Origin of the sequence: Aeromicrobium duanguangcaii (assembly GCF_024508295.1) — a bacterium.
GTDB lineage: Bacteria > Actinomycetota > Actinomycetes > Propionibacteriales > Nocardioidaceae > Aeromicrobium > Aeromicrobium duanguangcaii.
The window spans coordinates 2,095,225-2,111,665 of sequence record NZ_CP101990.1; the positions used below are offsets into that span (position 1 = coordinate 2,095,225).

The following is a 16,441-nucleotide window of genomic DNA, read 5'->3' on the forward strand; positions in this document are numbered from 1 at the left end:
TGAACGACGGCACCGCCCCATGGGCTCTCGGAGCGGCTCCGGCGGCTGCGTCGACTGATCAGGAGATCTGCGACCCAGCCCCGGGCAGCAGCTCGTCGACCAGCGTGGCCGTCGTCGGGTCCATCGGCTCGCCGTCGAGCGCCGCGTGCAGCTGATCCACCGCTGCCGCCACACCCGCCGTGCCACCGGATGCATGACGCGAGCGCAGCACGATGCGCCACGCCTCCTCGTGCGTCGGGTACACCCGCAGCACCGCACCGGCCGCCGCCGCGGCACCGGCGGGATCGCCGCCGTCCTGCATCAGCTGGGCGAGGCGCATCGCGGCGTCGATGGCCAGCTCGCCGATGGTGCGCGGCAGGTCGAGCGTGGCCACCCACGCGTAGCGGCCACGGGGCGCGTCCTCGAAGGCCGGACCGCGCACGAGCTTGAGCGCCCGGCGCAGCAGATCGATCTCGTCGCGGGGGAAGTCCGCCCGCCGGCTGGCGATCACCAGGTGGCGGAAGGCGTCCCAGTCGCACACGACGTCCGGACCCAGCGTCAGGCGGCCGTCGAGGCTCTCGCGCAGGCGGTGGTGACCCTCACGGTCGGTGCCGAGCCACACCCGGGCCCGCTCGATGTTGGCGTCGCGCACCTCGGGCGTGACGCCCAAGGGCCACACGGCACCGGCCAGCACCGTCGGGTGGACGCCCTCGGGATGCAGGGCCAGGAACGCGACGATCTCGGTCAGGACCGCCGCGCGGCGCTCGGTCTGCTCGCCCGGGCCGTCGACCAGGACAGGTCCGAGGACACCGACGCGGCTCGTGGCGGTGAGCCACGCGGCGTCGTCGGCGTCACGGCGCGGCAGCGAGATCGCGATGCGGTCGCCGTCGCCCTCGCGGGTCGTGAGACCGGCCGAGGCGAACAGCGAGGCCACCGCCTCGGCGTGGTGAGCGCCGATCCGGTTGGCGGTCACCGCCAGGCCGAGCTGGGGCACGTGGAGCGTGCCGTGCTCGTCGACGTGCAGGCGCCAGCGAGCCGCCTCGTGGTCGCCGATCGCGACGGCGGCCAGCCCGGACCGCGAGCCGGCGAGCGTGGCGAGGCGCTGCATCGCGAAGCCGGGGACCTGGGTGCCGACCGCGAGGACCGTGACCTCGTCGTCGACCTGGCGGCCGGTGAGCACGTCCTGCTCACGCGCCGCCTCGACCTGGCTCGCCGCGGACTCGACGTCGGGCGCGAGCGAGATCCGCTCGGCCACCGACTCGACGGCGGGCGGTAGGCCCGTGGCCACCACGCGGACCGAGCGCGACCACGGGCTGACCGCAGCCTGCAGGGCCAGGGACGTCACGACCTCGCTGCTGACGTGGAGGTCGCCGCCGATCGTGATGAGTCCGCCGGAGGACGCCAGGTCGACCAGGACGTCACGGCCGGAGCTGTCGACGCCCAGGCTGACCAGAGAGGGGTAGGCGGGGTCGGCGTCGGCCGGCGGGTCGAGAGTCGCGAGGTCGTCGGCGAAACGCCACACCGCTCCCCCGTCGACGGCCTCCCAGCCTGCGACGGCCTCGGGGACCGCCGGGGCGAGGTGCAGCTCGATCTCGTCATGACCGACCACGGCAGCGTAGGCCGACGGAACGGCGATCCCGGCGCCCTCGCACGAGGCGCTCAGCTGGCGCAGGACCGATTCGAGCACCCGGGACCGGTCGGGGTCTGCCGCGAGGCGCAGGTCGGCCTCGGCCTCACGGGCGGCCTCGTTCGGCTCACCGCCGGGACGGCGACGACGGGACACCGCGAGTGCACCCAGCAGGCCGCTGGCGAGCAGGCCCGCGCCCATCCACCAGGCACCGGTCTCGGACTGGTTCTGGGCGACGGACATCTCGGCGTCCGCACTGGTCGCGTCCGCGGTGTCACTGCCGGTCGGGGCGGGCGCCGGCGCAGTCGCCGGGGCCTCCTGCACCGCGACGCGGGAGATGCCGACGGCGTCGGCGGGCATGATCAGCTGCCAACCCGGCTGGATCAGACGCGCCAGCTCGAGCTTGCGGCCGTCGAGCTGGACCTTGTCCTTGTTGAGCTCGTAGATCTCCTTGTAGCGGAAGCCGTCGCCCAGGTGCCGCTCGGCGATGTCCCACAGGTTGTCGTGGTAGCCCTCGTTGGGCGCCTTGACGGTGTAGACGAGCTCGCCCTCGAGCCGCTTCTCGACGCGGTCGGCGCGGCTGGGCTTCTCCTCGGGCGCCGGGGTCGCCGACTCGACGGTGGCCGTGGCCACGGGCGTGGACGCGGGGGCGATGTCGGCCGACGACGCCATCGTGGCCTGCGCGGGACCCGCGACCAGGCCGGTCACCAGCAGGCCGCCGATGAGCGCGCGGGCCAGGTGCTGCAGGGGCCCGGCCAGCGGGACGGTGCGGGCGAGGCCGCCCCGTCGAGCCGCGAAGATCTCGAGCACGACACACACGACGAAGACCAGCCACAGCAGCCACACGATCGCGACCAGGACGGACACGAGGTCCTCGGGGCCGAGCTGGCGAGCCAGGTCGCGCAGGCCGGGGACCTCGGTCGGGATCGGCGGCGCGCCCCCGAGCAGGACGAGGGCGACCGGAAGACCGATCAGCAGCCCCAGCAGCGCGAGCGCCGATCCGATGCGTCCGGCGACGGACGGGGTCTCGTCGTCGTGACGCGGGGCCAGCGACTCGAAGCGCGAGGCGTCCGGAGCGGTGGTGGGTTCGGTCATGGGGGAAGGTCTCCTCGTGATCAGGACGTCGCCGCGGTCGCCGTGGCGCGCGCCGAGACCGGGTACTGGTTGATGCCGATGATCTTGAGCATCGTCGTTTCGCTGGTGTCGCTCAGGCGGACGCCGACGGAGTTGGCGTCGGCGCTCACCTCGACCTCGACCTGACCCGCGTCGTATCCGCGGGCGGCCAGGTACTGCTCGGCGTTGGAGCGGGCCAGGTCCGGATCGATGACCAGGTCGCCACCGCTGCGCAACGCCTCGATGTTGACGGCGTTGGCACCGGCACGCGCCGCCTGCTCAGCGTCGTCCGCGACCCGCATCCGGGCGTTGATGCCCATGCCGCCGTCGACGACGAGGCCGGCGCACAGCATGAGCACGACCGACATGGACAACACGAAGATCGTGGCCCCGCCGCGCTCGCGGCGGGTGGACACGCGCCTTCTCATCCGAACCTCCGGTACTGGTCGATGGGGGCACTGCTGCTGGAGGTGAAGTCACGACTGCCGCTGAGCCCCACGAGGCCGAGGCCCCGGTTGTCCACGCTGCACCGGATCGTCACCGTGATCACTCCCCCGGCCTCGAAGCTGCCGTCGATCCCCGCGACCTCGCACGACGAGAAGCTGTCGTTGACGTCGCTGGCGTTGGCCGCCGCCAGCGCGGCCGCACGCGCCGCCGACTCACTGCGTTCGAACGAGGCCGCACGCGCCGCGTCGCGCGCAGCGGCGTCGATGTCGGCCCGGACCGAGACGTAGCGCCCACCGGCCAGGACCAGCAGCGTGAACATCACCAGGATCGGGACCATGAGCACGATCTCGACCGACATCGACCCTTGCTCACGCAGTGAACGCGGCGTCCTCACGGGGCACCGTCTTCCTGGAACTGCTCGATCCGGCCCTGCACGACCTCGGTGACCCGCGGCGGGTCGAAGAACGGCAGTAACTGGTTCGCCTTCCCGGACACGGTGGCGCGCATGTTGTCGCCGACCCGGGCGACCTGGACCTCGGGGTTCATGAGCAGCCCTTTGCCCAGCGACGCCGCCGAGGAGGCGCCCTTGGCCCGCCCCATCTCGGCGTCGCCGGTGACACGGGCGACCCGGGCCGCCTCCCGTGCTGCGGCGCTGGCCGACTGCTTGGCGAGGTAGGTCAGCGAGAACTGGATCGTGAGAATCATCGCGATCATGAGCAGGGGGGTGTAGAGGACCAGCTCGATGACGCTGGCCCCCTTCTCGTCCCGTGCTCGTGCGCGCATGAGTCAGGCGCCCTCGATCTCGCTGCCGATCTCGCCGGCCTTGCCCTGGAGGGCGCCCACGAGGATGCCCGCGACGACGCCACAGATGCCGACGAGGATGGCCGCGATGACGACCCACTCGACGGCCGAGGCGCCCTCTTCACGGCGAGCACGGTCGATACGGGCGCCGAGCATGGTGGCCAGGAAACCGATGGCGGGATGGAACATGTTCTTCTCCTTCGATGGGTGCGGTGTGTTCAGAGCCCGGTGATGCCTGCCAGCGCCGGGAAGATCAGGAAGACGAGGAAGCCGGCGGCCAGCAGGAGTTGTGCGATCAGCATCGACTGAGACCGCTCCTGGGCGCGAGTCTCGGAGTCGGCCAATTCGCGCTGGCGCATCGAGGCGGCTCGCGCCGTGAGGGAGTCGCGCACCTTGGCACCGTCCTCGGCCACCAGGGCCAGGGCGGCGGCGAGGTCGCGCAACTCCTCGACCTTCATCTCGTCACCGAGACGGCCCAGCGCGCTCCACGGGGTGATGCCCTGCAGCCGAGCGTTGTTGATCGTCTCGCTCAGCCGGACCATGCCCCAGCCCTGGCTGACGCCGGCGGCGGCCACGAGGGCCTCGGGCACGCCTCGGCCACCCGCGAGGTTCATCGACACCAGGTCGAGGAACGCGCTGACCACGTGCCGGAAGTCCCGACGGCGCTCGGTCGCCTCGGAGTGCAGCTGCACCTGCGCCAGGACGGCGCCGCCCAGGGCGCCCACGATGGCCAGCCAGGCCGGAAGCACGGGGCTGACGAGACCGAAGAACATCATCGGTCCCATCGCGATCGCCGGCGCGAAGGCACCCACGATCGCCGCGGCCAGGGTGGAGCCCAGATGGCTCTCGACGGACTTGCCGACGACGGCCAGATCGGACTGGATCGTCACGGGCAGCTCGATCCCCCGGTCGGCCAGGAAGGCGGCCAGGCGGGTGCCGACCCGCTGCGAGACGCTGTCCTCGTCATCCGCGGAGCGCAACGAGGGACGCACACTGCCGCGACGACGCTGGGCATCGAGGCGGGCCAGCTCGGAGGCCGCGGTGGAGCCGAGCACGGGCGAGCGGCTGAGCAGCAACCACACGCCGGCGCCGGCGACCGCGCCGAACAACAGAATGAGAGTCATCGCGTCTCCTGCTTCGCCAGGAGGAACCGTTCGGGCATCTGGAACTCCGAGAGGCGGCGCATCCAGAAGAACCCGGCACCGAAGAGCATGATGACGAGCACGAGGACGACCTGACCGATCGGCGACGAGTACGGCTCGACGTACGAGCGGTTGAAGATCGAGAGCGCCAGGACGAACAGCACCGTGACCGCCATGACGATCTGGACGCTTCGCCGCGTGCTGGACCGGCTGGCAGCGATGCGCCGACGCATGTCGAGCTCGGCTCGGGCGGAACGAGCCAGCGACGAGAGCACGTCGCGCAGGCCCGGACCACGCAGGCGGGCGTTGAGGATGAGCGCCGCCACGATGAGGTCGGCACTCGGGTCGTCGATGTCGTCCGCGAATCCCTGCAGCGCGGTGGAGAGGTTGGTGCGCACGCGCAACCGGTCGGTCAGCCGGATCAGGGCGGGCTGGATCGAAGGCGAGGCGGCATAGGCGGTGGCCGGGATCGCCTGCTCGAGGCCGACGGCGCCGGCGATGGTGTCGCGCAGCGACTCCGTCCAGGCCGCGAGTCCCTCGAGCCGCGACATCGCGCGCTTCTCACTGGCGACGCCACCGAACAGCTGGGGGCCGAACCACACGAGCAGGCCCACGGCCACGGCCAGGACGGGCCACGACGTCAGCAGCAGGATCGCCAGGCCCGCCACGACGGCGTACAGCAGTCGTCGGGACCGACCCTCGATACGGGAGCGCAGCGACTTCGACGGCGCCCGCACCGGCGCCTCCTCCTGCTCGGACATCCCGTACACGACCAACAGCACCCCGGCGCCGATGAGGGCGCCGAGGAGCATGATGGTCAGAGTCTGGGCGCCCATCAGTACGCCGATCCCTCGTACGCCGTCGGGCGGTAGCCGTGCTCCTGGAGGTCCTCGATGCAGCTGACGGCCGCAGCGGCGTGCGCCACGCCGTCCTCGCCCTCGGCGAAGACCTCGCTGGACAGCACGCGGCCGTCCACGCCGTTGACCTCACGGACGGAGGTGATGACACGACGGAGTCCGCCGCCGCTGTTGTACTCGTTGCGGCGCTGGACGAAGATCACGAAGTCGATCGCGCCGGCGATCAGCATCATCGTGGCGTCGGCGGGCAGGCGCTCCTTGGACTGGATCGCGTAGGTGCAGATGCGGTTGAACACCTCGAGCGAGGAGTTCGCGTGGATCGTCGACAGCGAGCCGTCGTTGCCCTGGCTCATCGCGTTGAGCATCGTGACGATCTCGTCACCGAGCACCTCACCGACGATGACCCGGCTGGGGTTCATGCGCAGCGACCGGCGCACCAGCTCGGACATCGCGATCATGCCCTGGCCCTCGGAGTTCGGGAGCCGCTCCTCGAACGCGACGACGTTGGGGTGCAGGTCGGGGAACTCGCCCAGGCCCAGCTCCAGCGCGCGCTCGACCGTGATCAGCCGCTCGTGCGGCGGGATCTCGTTGGCCAGCGCGCGCAGCAGTGTGGTCTTGCCGGCGTTCGTCGCTCCCGCGATCATGATGTTCTTGCGCGCGGCGACGGCGGCCGACAGGAACGACGCCAGCTCGGGCGTCATCGTGCCGCTCTCGACCAGCATGTCGAGCGAGACCCGGCTCAGCCGCGAGCGACGGATCGACAGCGACGGACGCTGCGTGACGCCCATGACGGCCGACAGGCGGCTGCCGTCGGGCAGGCGCAGGTCGAGCTGCGGGTTGGCCGTGTCGAACGGGCGGCTGGTCAGGCCCGAGTAGGCGCCCAGGACCTGCACCAGCTCGACGAGCTCGTCGTCGCTGTCGGCGACGGGAGGCATGCGCTTCTCCTCGCCGTTGGAGTAGCCGACGAAGACGTTGTCGCAGCCGTTGATGTCGATGTTCTCGACCTCGGGGTCGTCCAGCAGCGGCTGGAGGCGGCCCACGCCGTACAGAGCGGCGTGGATGCCGTCGGCCAGCTCGGCCTCCTCGGCGTGCGACAGCGGGGTGCGTCCGGCGGCGATCTCCTGGCGTGCGTACGACTCCAGCACCCGCGCGATGATCGCCCGGGCGAACTGGCGCTCGTCCTCGCTGGACATCGCCGGCAGTCCGGCGGCCGCATCCTCGCGGCGCTGACGGGCCAGCGTGTCGGCGACTTCCTCGCGCAGGTTGCGCAGCAGCTGCTGGTCCATCAGATCTCCTGTCCGACGGTCGACGGAGCCGCGAAGGCACGGATGCGGGGCACGATGTCGACGATCGAGCGCGAGAACAGCGAGCGCTGCACGACGCGCGACGACGAGGCCGGACCGCGCAGGACCACCTTCGGGTCGTGGGCGATGGTGCCGAGCATCGTGACGTCGAGCTCCGAGGCGGCCAGCAGGCGGCCGATGTCGTCGACGGCCCGCTTGTCCCGGGGATCGCCGACGACGACGACGCCGACCCCGATGGAACCGGGACGGCCCAGGTTCCAGGGCTCACGCACCGTCGCGAGTCGGTCGCGCAGGTGAGCCACGGCGGCGATCTCGGACCGGACGAGGAAGATCACGGCGTCGGATCCCTCGACGACGGGGCTGGCCGGGGACCCCGGCACGAACCGGCCGGCGTCCGCGAGGACGTCACCGGGGTACCCGCGCAGGGTGCGCTGCAGGTGCGGCCAGGCGGGCCCGAGGCTCTGGGCCTGGCGCGGACCGGACGCGCCCACCAGCACGTCCACGCCGTCGCGGGTCTGCTGCAGGTGGTCGGCCAAGGAGACCTCGTCGCCGGCGCGCACGGCGGCGCCCAGCGAGACCAGCCCGCGATGCTCCTGGAGGGCATGGTCGTCCGCATCGCGCTCGCGGGTGGCGACGTCGCCCCCGATCGGGTCGAGGTCGGCCACGACGACGGGCTCGGGCCAGCGGGCGGCCAGGCCGATCACCGCGGTGCTGACGCCCGGAGAGCCCTTGGCCGAGACGAAGCTGATGAGCGTCATCGGGTCACCGCCAGGTTGCGGAGCCGGTCGGAGTCGGTCACCGCCACCCCGCGGTCGATCAGCGACATGCCGATCCGGTTGTTGCCGGCGGCGTCGACGATCGCGTCGGCGATGTCGACGGGGACCAGCAGCGTGGCGGCGGAGCCCTTGGAGTCGCCGCCACCGCCGAGCACGCCACCGCCACCGGACTCGACCGGCGCGCGCAGGACCAGGGCGAGCGCCAGCGGCACGCTCGGGGTGCCGCTCTCGCCGATGCGCACGACACGCACCAGGTCGCCGGAGTCGAGGCCGTCGGGCGCCCGGCCCTCGACCACCGGCACCGCGACCTCGGCGTGCTTGCCGCCACCGAGGGGGTTGGTGCGCACGAGCATCGAGGTGTCGAGCAGCTGGCCCTTGCTCAGCGGGACCTTGGCGTAGGTGCCCAGGACACTCGACAGGGCTCCCGAGGGAACGATCAGGTTGGAGTCCGACGACACGTTGGCCTCACCGAGGATGTCGCGGGTGATCTCGGTGCCCGCCGGCACGTCGGACCGCAGCACCAGCACGGGATCACGCGAGTCCATCCGCAACGCCAGCAGGCCGGCCAGAGCGGCTCCGCCGACGATCAGCAGCACACCGAGCAGCGCGAAGGCGGGGCGCCGGCGACGCGGCGGCGACGGGCGGGAGGCGCCGGGCGCGGCCCGTCCTCCGACTCCCCTTGCGGTCCGGGCGCGCTGGCGGTCCTGGACCGCGTCGCTCACCGACTCGGTGGTGGTACGCATCGCCATGAAGTGGTCTCCCTCGCAGACTGGTGGTGCGTTCCCGGGGGTGACCGTGATGCGTTTCCCTCGCGTAGCCCCCCACACGAACCAGCACAGCCTAGCCCTATCAGGCGGTGTCGTCCTGTCCAAGAGCAGGTGATCGAGTCAATTGCGTCACACCGCGGCACCACCCGTCACCCTCTACCCTGTGACCCATGCGATTGCTCGTCACGGCGGAGGCGGCCACGTCCGGGGAAAGTCGCGACGCGATCGTCGCCTATTCCGCTGCGAGCACGGTCGGGGACCTCGAATCCCTCCTGCAGCAGCTCTTCGGCCACCGGCCCGTCCACGCCGACGTCGCCGACGTCATCGACCTCGACGCACGCCGTGAGGGGGGCAGCGCCCGCACCGGCCCCGGCCTGTACCTGGGGTCGCGGCGACTCGACCCCGAGGCGACGCTCGCGACCGCGGGCATCCGCCATGGCGCGGTCGTGGGGCTGGGCGGCCCCAGCCGGCACCGCGCTCAGGAGCCGCAGGGCCTGGTCGAGGTGCGGGTCAGCTCGGGGCAGGGCGCGGGCCGCGTCCACCGCCTCGGCATCGGCACCTGGACCATCGGCTCGGCCGAGCACTGCGCCATCCGGGTCGCCGGCGCTCCCGAGATCGCCGCGCGGCTCGAGGTCGACGCCCACGGCGCGGTCGAGGTCACGGCCGACGAGTCGGCCCGTGAGCTCACGGTGCCCGTCCCGGCCCGACGCGAGCCGCCGAACGAGCCGATCGTGCTGGCGGCGAGCGTCGCCACCCGCCAGCGCCGCCGGTGGCGCCGCAAGCGCCCGGGCCTGAGCGCGCTGCAGCAGGGCCGCCAGGTCGATCCCGGCGCACCGCTGCCGCTCGTGCGGCTCGACCGCGAGCCCGTCACCGCGCCGGTCACCTGGAACGCCGGCGCCGTGCTGGGCGTCGCGAACGTCCTGTTCGAGCTCGGCACCGTCAGCGCCCCGGACGCGTCCCTGTCGCCCTCGGCGACCGGACCCGAGCTGGACTACAACCGTCCCCCGCGCCTGCATCCGCCGGCGCGCACCAGCGAGTTCTCGCTGCCCAGCGAGCCCAAGCGGCCCGACAAGTCGCCGATCCCGGTCATCATGATGCTCTCGCCCATGGTGATGAGCGGCTTCATGTACTGGCGCACCGGCTCGATCTTCTCGCTCATGTTCATGATCCTGATGCCGATCATGATGCTGCTGAACGCCACGGGCACCCGGCGCCAGCAGAAGGTCCGCTACCAGGAGCAGCTGGCCGAGTTCCACCGTCGCCGCGCCGACGTCGAGAAGGCCGCCGTCCAGTCACTGACGTCCGAGCGCGGCCAGCGCCGTTCGATCTACCCCGACCCGGCCTCGGTCCTGCTGTTCGCGACCGGACCGCGCTCGCGCCTGTGGGAGCGTCGCCGCTGGGACCCCGACTTCCTCGAGCTGCGCCTCGGCACGAGCGACCTGCCCTCGGACGTCATCGTCAAGGACTCCACCCGCGAGCAGCACGAGGGCCCCCTGCGCTGGACCGCGCCCGACGTCCCGGTCGTCGTGCCGCTGGCGCCCACGGCCGTGCTGGGCATCTGCGGGCCGCAGGACGAGTGCCTCACGACGACCTCCTGGCTCGTCGCGCAGGTGGCCTCCCTGCACTCGCCGACCGATGCGTCACTGTGGGTCTTCACCGACCGCACGAACGCCACGGCGTGGGAGTGGACCAAGTGGCTGCCCCATGCACGCACCAGCGAGGACCATCCCCGCGCCGCCCGGCTGGCGATCGACGAGGACGACCGCGCGAGCATGATCTCGGAGCTGTCGGCGATCGTCGAACGCCGCAAGGAGCTGGACACCGACGAGCGTGAGTCGCTGCCGTCGATCGTCGTGGTGCTCGACGGCGCCCGCGAGCTGCGCATGGCGCCGGGCATGACCTCGCTGCTGAAGATGGGCGCGTTCGTGCACGTCTACTTCATCTGCCTCGACCGCACGGCGCGTGAGCTGCCGGAGGAGTGCCGCGCCGTCGTCGAGCTGCACGGCGAGCTGCTCGACCTCGAGACCACCGCCGAGCGGCACATCGACGGCGTCCGCCGCGACATCGTCGACCTGGCCTGGCTCGAGCGCCTCGGTCGGGCCCTCTCCCCCATCCGGGACGTCAGCACCGAGGACCTCAGCTCCAGCCTGCCCGCCGCCAGCCGCCTGCTGGACGTGCTCGGCCTCGACTCCCCCACCGGTCAGGACCTCGTCCGGGTCTGGTCCGGCGGCGGCCGCACGACGAAGGCCGTCATCGGCGAGGGACTCGACGGGCCCTTCCGGATCGACGTCCGCGCGGACGGACCGCACGGCCTCATCGCGGGCACCACCGGCTCGGGCAAGTCCGAGCTGCTCCAGACGATCATCGCGTCGCTGGCCGTCGGGAACCGTCCCGACGAGTTCAACTTCGTCCTGATCGACTACAAGGGCGGCGCGGCGTTCATGGACTGCCAGCACCTGCCCCACACGGTCGGCATGGTCACCGACCTCGACGGTCACCTCACGACCCGTGCCCTCGAGTCGCTCGGCGCCGAGCTGCGCCGGCGCGAGCACCAGCTGGCCGACGCCCAGGCCAAGGACATCGAGGACTACCTGGCCGCACGTCAGCCAGGCGACGAGCCGATGCCCCGACTGCTGATCATCATCGACGAGTTCGCGGCGCTCGTGGCCGAGCTGCCCGACTTCGTCACCGGACTGGTCGACGTCGCCCGGCGGGGCCGCTCGCTCGGCGTCCACCTGATCCTGGCCACGCAGCGGCCCGCCGGCGTGGTCAACGCCGAGATCAAGTCGAACACCAACCTGCGCCTCGCCCTGCGCGTGACCGACGCCAACGACTCCGACGACGTCATCGAGTCCAAGGTCGCCGCCGAGATCCCCAAGTCGTTCCCGGGCCGTGCCTACGCGCGACTGGGCCACTCGTCCCTCACCCCCTTCCAGAGCTCACGCGTCGGCGGCCGACCGGTCGGCGACGAGCGTGCCGAGCTGCGGTCGCGCGGGTTCGGGATCGACGAGCTCGTGGCTCCGCCGAAGACCGCCGGGGACGGCGAGGAGGACGTGTCGATCCCGACCGACCTCGCGACGCTGGTCGGCGCGGTCCGTGAGGCCAACGACCTCATCGGGCTCGAGCCGATGCGCAAGCCCTGGCTGCCGCCGCTGCCCGAGACGCTCACGCTCGACGACCTCGAGGTCGAGCCGGCTCCCGCCGTCGGCGAGCAGGCCGACATCCCGCCGATCGTCTTCGGCCGGGGCGACCTGCCCCACCTGCAGCAGCAGGAGGTCGCGAGCTGGGACCTGCAGCGGGCCGGCCACCTGGTGATCGCCGGACAGTCGCGGTCGGGCCGCTCCTGGTCGCTGCGGACGATCGCCGCCGCGATCGCGCGCCAGACGGCGCCGAGCGACGTCCACATCTTCGGCATCGACGCCGGAAACAACGCCCTGCTCCCGCTCATGTCGCTGCCGCACGTCGGCGCCGTCGTCACCCGCACGCAGACGGACCGGATCTTCCGGCTGTTCGCCCACCTCGGCCAGGAGCTGACCAAGCGCCAGCAGGCGCTGGCCGAGCAGGGCTTCGCCGACATCGCCGAGCAGCGTGCGGCCGTCGAGGGACCGGATCGCATGCCGTATCTGGTCGTCCTGCTCGACCGCCTCGAGGGCTTCACCACGGCGTTCGAGTCCGTCGACGGCGGCGTGCTGCTCGAACGGCTCGTCGGCCTCCTGCAGGAGGGTGTCGGCGCCGGCATCCGGATCGTGATCGGCGCCGACCGCTCCGGCATCCTCGGACGCTACTCGCTGCTGGTGGACGACCGGATCGTGCTGTCGATGAGCGACCCCTCTGACTTCTCGGTGGTGGGCCTGCCCACCAAGCAGGTGCCCGCGCACATCCCGCCGGGCCGCGGCTTCCGGGCCGGCGAGCGCCCGCAGGAGGTCCAGTTCGCCATGATCGACGCCTCCGGCGAGGGCACCGCCCAGGTCCGCGCGATCCACGAGCTGGGACGTCAGGTCTCCGAGCGGTACGGTGACCTGCCGCGCGGTCTGCGGCCGCACCGCATCGACGAGCTGCCGGTGGCGGTCAGTCTCGACGAGGCCCTCGGCTTCGAGCCGTCGGATGCCGCGCTCAGCCCCAGCTTCATCCCGATCGGTGTGGGCGGCGACACCCTGAGCCTGGAGGGCTTCGACCCGCTCGTGACGGGCCCCGGCTTCCTGGTGGCCGGCCCGCCTCGCTCCGGCCGCAGCTCGGCCCTGCTCATCCCCGTCAACGAGCATCTGAACCACCGTCGGGACGTCCTGGTGATCGCCCCGCGGCGCTCGCCCCTGCGCGACCTCGACGACCGGCGGCTGCAGCTCTTCACCGGCTCCGAGCCCATCGACGAGATCCGCGAGGCACTGTCGCGGCTGCGCACCCAGCACCTCGTGGTCGTCGACGACTTCGAGGTCGTCGGCGCCGACTCACCCCTGGGCCAGCTGCTGGGAGAGACCTACGGCGCCATGCGCGACACTCCCAACGCGATGATCATCGCCGGCGGCATCGACGAGCTGGGCGCGGTCTACCGAGGCCTGCCGGCCGATCTCAAGCGCGGCCGCACCGGCCTGGTCCTGTCGCCGCGGGCGTCCAACGACGGCGACGTGCTGAACGCGCGGCTGCCCCGCTCGGTCGGCGCTGCCGTGCCGCCCGGCCGCGGTCTGCTGATCAACCCCACCGGCTACCGGTGGATCCAGGTGCCCAAGGCCTGAGCCGCGCACGAGGAAGGCCCCGGACCGATGGTCCGGGGCCTCTCCATCGAGAAACAGGGTCAGCGGGGCGACTGCAGGGGCGTCAGCACGGGGTGCTGATCGGCTTCCTTGGCACCCTCGGCGAACTTGTTGTGCTGGAACGCCACGTCGGTACCGGCGTTGGAGAACGCCTGGCACAACTGGGTCAGAGCCTGCTTGAACTGCACCCACGCCTCGTTGAACTCCTTGGCGCCCGTGGACTGCCACTCCTCGTTCGCCTGGTTCAGCGACGCGTCCACGTTGTTGATCATCGTGTCGGTTTCCTGCATCGACTTGTTCAACGTGTTGTACAGCGCGTAGAGGTCTTCGATCCGAGCTTGCACCATGGCTATCTCTCCTTCGTCGGTTCGTCCCCGAGTGAACTCACGGGACCAAGATGCTGGCCATGAGCGTAATGGACAGTTCTGTCCGCAGCAGCCCGAGAGATGCCGAAAAGACGACGATCCCCCCGTTCCCGTGGGGGCGGGGATCGAACAAGCGCGAGCGCGGTGTCAGTCAACCTCGGTGACGACCGACTGGATCTCGCCGACGGTCAGCGCCTGGGGCGCGGCGGTGCGGCTGATCGGCGTCGGCATGACGATCGGCTCGCCGTTGGGCACGTTGATGCGCGCCGTGTAGCCGACCGTCACTCCGACGTTGTAGTCGCCCGACCGCGTGTACGCATGCTCGACCGCGTCGGCCTGGCCGACCGATGCGTTGCGGACGCCCAGTCCCGTGTCGGAGGTCCCGTCACCGAAGCTCCAGGTCACGTCGCCCGGCACGAAGTCGACCGGGATCGTGAAGCCCAGGACCACCACGTTCACGGTGACCGGCTCGACGTTCGCGGCGAAGTTCGTCGGGACGTTCACGTAGGACTTGGCCGCCGGCTCGATCACGAACGTCGGCGTGGGCGCCAACGCGCGTGCCTTGTCCATGATGTCGCCCACCGTGATGGTCGGCGGCTCGGACTCGGACGGGTCGGGACGCGAGCGGCACACGGTGCCCTCGGAGGTGAAGTTCTCACGGGTCGCGCGGTTGTCGGCACCCATCGGCCGCTCGTACACGTACCAGCGGTTGGTGCCGTCACCCGGGCACGACGCCTCGAAGTGCGTGCACAGGACGTCGCCGACGGTCTCGTAGTCGCTCACGCCGGGGCCGGTGGCGCGGACCGAGTTGGCGTCACAGGCCGGCACGTAGATGCGCTGCGTCCACGGACCGGGGATGGAGATCTTCGTGCCGCCGCCGACACCCGGCGTGCCGCCCGGCGTGCCGTTCTGGCCATCCTCCACGCCGCCGACGTCGGTGCCGCCGCCGGTGTTCTCACCGGTCCAGTCGGGGTCGGCATGGCTGGCCACCGCCGTGCCCAGCACGATCACGAGGGCGAGCGCCGAGGCCGACAGGCCCTGGCGAAGCGTCCTCAGCCCAGCGAATAGCGCATGAGTTGCCACTGGTCGTCCTTCCACCGCAGATCGGCCACGAACGGCAGGTTCTTGGCTGCCTTGATCGTCTCGGCCTTCTTCGATCCGTCCGGCTCCTCGACGACGGACTTGCCCTTCGGCACGTCCATCGAGAGCTTCACCTGGTAGTACACGTCGTCGTTCACGGTCGGCTTCCCGGCCGGCCGGTAGGTCACCGGCCCCGAGAGGATCGACTGCTTGTTGATCTTGCCGTCCGTGTAGTTCTGGTCCCAACTCCGGCACGTGTCGCAGGTGTTGAGATCCGCGATCGAGGCCATCGCGGGCACGTCCGAGGTGGCCATCATGTAGAAGACCGTGTCGGCGGCGAACTCGGCGAACGCCTGCGCGCCCGCGTCGGTCTTCTCATCGGCGGGCCGCTGCGGCTTGGCGTCCGGCGCCCAGCTGGGCTCGGTCGTGGCCGTGGCCGACGCACTCGCCGACGCCGACGCACGCGGCGGAGCCGGATCGTCCTCGCCACCGCCACAGGCGGCGGTTCCGAGACCCAGCACCACCACGGCGGCGGCGGTCAGAAGCCTGCGCATCCTTGCTCCGGCTCCGATCAGCGGGGCGACTGCAGGGGCGTCAGCACGGGGTGCTGATCGGCTTCCTTGGCGCCCTCGGCGAACTTGTTGTGCTGGAACGCCACGTCGGTTCCGGCGTTGGAGAACGCCTGGCACAGCTGGGTCAGAGCCTGCTTGAACTGCACCCAGGCCTCGTTGAACTCCTTGGCGCCGGTGGACTGCCACTCCTCGTTCGCCTGGTTCAGCGACGCGTCCACGTTGTTGATCATCGTGTCGGTTTCCTGCATCGACTTGTTCAACGTGTTGTACAGCGCGTAGAGATCTTCGATCCGAGCTTGCACCATGAGTTGTGACTCCTCCGTCGGTTCGTCCCCCCGAAACCACTCGAACACAGGGACTGTCAGTAATGAAGCACGATAGTAGCGGAGATCGCGAGGACGGCAGCACGAAGCGACCATGTTCACATGGCCCGTTGTGACCATGTCTGCAGGACGAATGCCTCGTCTCTCTGTAGTCTGCTCTGCGAGAGCACACCATCAGCCGGGGGAATCGATGACGCCTGAAGAGACCGAGGACAAGACCGAGCCCAACCTGTTCCGTTCGACGCTGCAGTCGGCGAAGACGACGGTGGCCACCTGCGGCGACAACGTGCATTCCGGTTACGGGTCTCCCCTCGACGCGATCGCGAACCCGTTGGCGAACGGCGGGTGGGTCTGCAAGGAGGCCGACACCTGGATCACCGAGCTGAAGGACCAGTGCGCCGGCATCAACGAGGCGTTCGACGACGCCGTCTCCACGATCTCGGCACGGATCGGCACCGAGCCGGACAAGGTTCCCGAAAACGACTGGCGGGGCACCAACTGGCCCCGACAGTGGCGCATGCGGAACATGTACTGAGGCCC

At 71.1% G+C, this 16,441-nt stretch carries 16 protein-coding genes; 2 read left to right on the forward strand and 14 right to left on the reverse strand.

Annotated elements, in window-relative coordinates; genetic code table 11:
* Positions 1 to 58: 58 nt before the first annotated feature.
* Genes NP095_RS10320 through NP095_RS10365 form a run of 10 tightly spaced genes read right to left on the reverse strand, consistent with a single transcriptional unit; the run spans position 59 to position 8,795 of the window.
* Positions 59 to 2,701 (reverse strand): BTAD domain-containing putative transcriptional regulator, encoded by a 2,643-nt coding sequence (locus NP095_RS10320; RefSeq protein ID WP_232419039.1) that lies wholly within the window; start codon positions 2,699 to 2,701, stop codon positions 59 to 61.
* Positions 2,702 to 2,721: 20 nt separating this feature from the next.
* Positions 2,722 to 3,135 carry a TadE/TadG family type IV pilus assembly protein gene (locus tag NP095_RS10325; RefSeq protein WP_232419038.1) on the reverse strand — a complete coding sequence of 138 codons (414 nt, stop codon included), beginning with the start codon at positions 3,133 to 3,135 and terminating at the stop codon, positions 2,722 to 2,724.
* Positions 3,136 to 3,143: 8 nt separating this feature from the next.
* Positions 3,144 to 3,524: a TadE/TadG family type IV pilus assembly protein gene (locus NP095_RS10330; protein WP_232419037.1), complete on the reverse strand. Its 381-nt coding sequence runs from the start codon at positions 3,522 to 3,524 to the stop codon at positions 3,144 to 3,146.
* A 32-nt stretch (positions 3,525 to 3,556) separates the two neighbouring features.
* Positions 3,557 to 3,949, reverse strand: coding sequence for a TadE/TadG family type IV pilus assembly protein (locus tag NP095_RS10335; protein ID WP_232419036.1), 393 nt, complete (start codon positions 3,947 to 3,949; stop codon positions 3,557 to 3,559).
* 3 nt (positions 3,950 to 3,952) lie between these two features.
* Positions 3,953 to 4,156 (reverse strand): Flp family type IVb pilin, encoded by a 204-nt coding sequence (locus NP095_RS10340; RefSeq protein WP_232419035.1) that lies wholly within the window; start codon positions 4,154 to 4,156, stop codon positions 3,953 to 3,955.
* 29 nt (positions 4,157 to 4,185) lie between these two features.
* Positions 4,186 to 5,091, reverse strand: a complete 906-nt coding sequence (locus NP095_RS10345; protein ID WP_232419034.1) for a type II secretion system F family protein — start codon at positions 5,089 to 5,091, stop codon at positions 4,186 to 4,188.
* The gene (locus NP095_RS10350) at positions 5,088 to 5,945 is read right to left on the reverse strand and encodes a type II secretion system F family protein (RefSeq protein ID WP_232419033.1); all 858 of its coding nucleotides are present in this window, start codon (positions 5,943 to 5,945) and stop codon (positions 5,088 to 5,090) included. Before NP095_RS10350 ends, NP095_RS10345 begins: the two co-directional genes overlap by 4 nt.
* A complete protein-coding gene (locus NP095_RS10355; RefSeq protein WP_232419032.1) occupies positions 5,945 to 7,252 on the reverse strand; it encodes a CpaF family protein in 1,308 nt (435 codons plus the stop codon). Before NP095_RS10355 ends, NP095_RS10350 begins: the two co-directional genes overlap by 1 nt.
* A complete protein-coding gene (locus NP095_RS10360; RefSeq protein ID WP_232419031.1) occupies positions 7,252 to 8,028 on the reverse strand; it encodes a P-loop NTPase family protein in 777 nt (258 codons plus the stop codon). Before NP095_RS10360 ends, NP095_RS10355 begins: the two co-directional genes overlap by 1 nt.
* On the reverse strand, positions 8,025 to 8,795 hold the full coding sequence (locus NP095_RS10365) for an SAF domain-containing protein (RefSeq protein WP_232419030.1): 771 nt from the start codon (positions 8,793 to 8,795) through the stop codon (positions 8,025 to 8,027). Before NP095_RS10365 ends, NP095_RS10360 begins: the two co-directional genes overlap by 4 nt.
* Before the next feature lie 188 nt (positions 8,796 to 8,983).
* Between NP095_RS10365 and NP095_RS10370 the strand changes: the two genes are divergently transcribed.
* Complete coding sequence (locus tag NP095_RS10370; protein ID WP_232419029.1) at positions 8,984 to 13,543, forward strand: FtsK/SpoIIIE domain-containing protein; 4,560 nt, start codon at positions 8,984 to 8,986, stop codon at positions 13,541 to 13,543.
* Between the two features lie 59 nt (positions 13,544 to 13,602).
* Here the strand turns inward: NP095_RS10370 and NP095_RS10375 are convergent, their stop codons facing one another.
* The 4 genes from NP095_RS10375 to NP095_RS10390 form a co-directional block, all read right to left on the reverse strand.
* Complete coding sequence (locus NP095_RS10375) at positions 13,603 to 13,908, reverse strand: WXG100 family type VII secretion target (protein WP_154596988.1); 306 nt, start codon at positions 13,906 to 13,908, stop codon at positions 13,603 to 13,605.
* 165 nt (positions 13,909 to 14,073) lie between these two features.
* Positions 14,074 to 15,009, reverse strand: a complete 936-nt coding sequence (locus NP095_RS10380; protein ID WP_232419028.1) for a PKD domain-containing protein — start codon at positions 15,007 to 15,009, stop codon at positions 14,074 to 14,076.
* Positions 14,979 to 15,560, reverse strand: coding sequence for a DUF6318 family protein (locus NP095_RS10385; RefSeq protein WP_232419027.1), 582 nt, complete (start codon positions 15,558 to 15,560; stop codon positions 14,979 to 14,981). Before NP095_RS10385 ends, NP095_RS10380 begins: the two co-directional genes overlap by 31 nt.
* Positions 15,561 to 15,577: 17 nt before the next feature.
* The gene (locus tag NP095_RS10390) at positions 15,578 to 15,883 is read right to left on the reverse strand and encodes a WXG100 family type VII secretion target (protein ID WP_154596988.1); all 306 of its coding nucleotides are present in this window, start codon (positions 15,881 to 15,883) and stop codon (positions 15,578 to 15,580) included.
* A gap of 208 nt (positions 15,884 to 16,091) precedes the next feature.
* Here NP095_RS10390 and NP095_RS10395 point away from each other — a divergent pair, with 208 nt between their 5' ends.
* On the forward strand, positions 16,092 to 16,436 hold the full coding sequence (locus tag NP095_RS10395; protein WP_232419026.1) for a hypothetical protein: 345 nt from the start codon (positions 16,092 to 16,094) through the stop codon (positions 16,434 to 16,436).
* Positions 16,437 to 16,441 lie beyond the last annotated feature (5 nt).